This is a genomic window from Halorientalis sp. (assembly GCF_028275115.1).
Lineage (GTDB): Archaea > Halobacteriota > Halobacteria > Halobacteriales > Haloarculaceae > Halorientalis.
The window spans coordinates 1-2,330 of the sequence record NZ_JAQCNH010000021.1; the positions used below are offsets into that span (position 1 = coordinate 1).

Here is a 2,330-nt window from a genome sequence, read left to right on the forward strand (position 1 = left end):
TTTCACTTCGTGTTCTCGACCATCGGGGTCGGCGTCGTCTGTGCCGGGGTGGCGTGGTACCGCTCCGGCCCGACACCTCCGGCAGCGGCGACCGACGGGGGCGCCGACAGGCCGGGGTTCGACGCCGTCGCGATCGGCCTGACCGGAACCACAGTCGCACTGGCCGGGTACACGCTGGTGTATCTGTTGTTGTGACCCGAGAGCGGTCGCTGTCGACGGTGGTGTCGAAAGAATATCCAGCGAGCGACGCCCGCCGTGCGTTCGTGTACCCCTACCCGAGACGCCCGTCGGAACTATCGCCCGTGTCCGTGTTTCACTCTTTCACGAAATGAATAAAAATCTTGTGTATACCCGTCCCATCGCCCGACCGCGTTCGGTTGCGCCATTCCTGATTCGAGAATCCACCGCTGGCAGGGATACTGTTGGCTACGACTAGATGAAGGTCTTCGATACCTCGGGGCACCGAAATCCTTCACGTGGCTATAGCCGACAGTGGAGTCCCACGAACCGGGGGGAACCGGAGGCTCCGTCAGGGACCGGCGCGTAGTGTCGGTGGCGAACTCGGCGGGATATTGACGACGCTGCGTCCACTGGTGCTACAGGAGGTCGCCGTCGCCACCCGCCTGCCCTCGGTATCGTTCCGCCGGTCGTCAATTATAATAGCCCCGTTGGAAAATGATATCACAGCTATCATATGCAATATCTCTTCGTGGGGGCCGGCCAGGCGGGAACGCAGATCGTCGACCAGATCTTCGCACACGACAACATCGACCTGCGGGCGGAGCCGCTCGCATTCAATTCGACGATTCAGGACCTCGAGCGCCTGAACAACATCCCACAGGACCGGTGGTACGGCGTCTCCGAGAGCGACGGACTCGTCAGCGGGACCGTCCGTGGGTTCGAAGAGCAGGTCACGGGCGGGTTCGGCCAGACGCCGACGAAGGCCGACCGGGTGATGCGCCGGAACGAGGGGGAGGTCCACCGCGTGCTTGACGAGGTGTACGAGGAGTTGGAAGCGGACCCCTCGACACTGCAGTACGCGTTCGTCTTCTTGGGCCTCGGCGGCGGCACAGGGTGTGGGATCGCGCCGCATATCGCCCGACAGATCCGGTCGTACGCCGAGTCCGAGATGGATATCGTTTCGATGGCGGTGCTCCCGAACACTAAGCTGGTGAATCAAGGCGCACAGGTCGACGACGACGCGGCGCTCGACAACCAGATCCAGCAGTGTGAGAACGCGGTGTTCGGGCTGGACAACTTGGAGGATGAAGTCGAGAGCATCATGCTGGTCGACAACCAGCGGCTCGCCCTGGACGTCGCCGAGGGCAACGAGTACAGTGAGTACAACCGGTACGTCGCCGACGCGTTCTTGGATATCGTCTTGGGCGCCGAGCGTGAGCGCACGGATGTCCAACTCGACGTCCAGATGCAGGACGTCGATCTCCAGGATCTCATCCGATTCATCGATGGCGACGGGTTCCGCGCGGGGTATGCCACGGTCGGACGCGGGGTTCGGCAGACCGAGTCGCTGCTCGGCTATCTTCTCCCCGGATCCATCGGGCGACAGCCGATCCAGGAGACCGGGCTAATTGCCGACTCCATCGACAAACAAACCCTCGACGGGTTCTCGCCGAACGACGCCACAAGCGCGGTTGCCGTCGCACAAGCCCCGGGGTGGTGTTGGGACGACAAGTCGATCGCGCTCGGGTCCGTCTACGACGAACTCGGCTACTACTGCGCGAACGTGAACGCGGGGTGGGCGGTCACGAAGCGGAACCTCGCGTCGGTCACGACCGCCTTCGGGTTCGATCGGGAGGACATCGACCGGATCGCCGAGATCGAGCGGATCGCCGAACGGGAGGGACAGGCGTGAGAGTCCCGATTGTCGGCGGCCTCCTCGCCATCGTCGCGGCTGGCGTGGCGCTCGCGGCCGTCGGAACTGCCGGGGCACAGAGCGGCGTCCCGCTCGGGGACCTCATCGCCACGACTCAACGGCAACTCGGTCGGTTGGCCGCAGTGCAGGAAGCGGACGAGAGTATAAACCTCGTCCGCGCGACGGGCGGTCTCGCCGGACTCGGGATCGGCGTCCTGCTGGGGTCGTTCGTGACGTACCTCGGGTGGAGGCGGTAGAATGCGGGCCACCCACCTCGCGGTCTGCGTCGTCGTGGTCTCGCTGCTCGCCGTGGGGGCGACCGCACCGGCGGCCGCAGATGTTGATGAAAGCAACGGGGAAGCGATCTGTGAGGGGACACCAGGTAGCGGCGACAGCCTGGTTGTGGTGCTCCCCGACGACACCTACGTCCACGCGGACGATGAGGTAACGCTGCTGC

Annotated in this window: 3 protein-coding genes and 1 pseudogene; all 4 read left to right on the plus strand. The window is 64.3% G+C overall.

Features of this window, described 5'->3' with window-relative positions; genetic code table 11:
• Positions 1-195 (plus strand): annotated as a pseudogene (locus tag Q0964_RS03015) (metal-dependent hydrolase); the annotation flags it as partial.
• A 499-nt stretch (positions 196-694) separates the two neighbouring features.
• Positions 695-1,873 (plus strand): FtsZ/tubulin family protein, encoded by a 1,179-nt coding sequence (locus Q0964_RS03020; protein WP_299263298.1) that lies wholly within the window; start codon positions 695-697, stop codon positions 1,871-1,873.
• A complete protein-coding gene (locus Q0964_RS03025; protein ID WP_299263300.1) occupies positions 1,870-2,130 on the plus strand; it encodes a hypothetical protein in 261 nt (86 codons plus the stop codon). Before Q0964_RS03020 ends, Q0964_RS03025 begins: the two co-directional genes overlap by 4 nt.
• Before the next feature lies 1 nt (position 2,131).
• Positions 2,132-2,330 (plus strand): hypothetical protein (locus Q0964_RS03030; protein WP_299263302.1); only part of this gene is annotated, 199 nt, incomplete at its 3' end.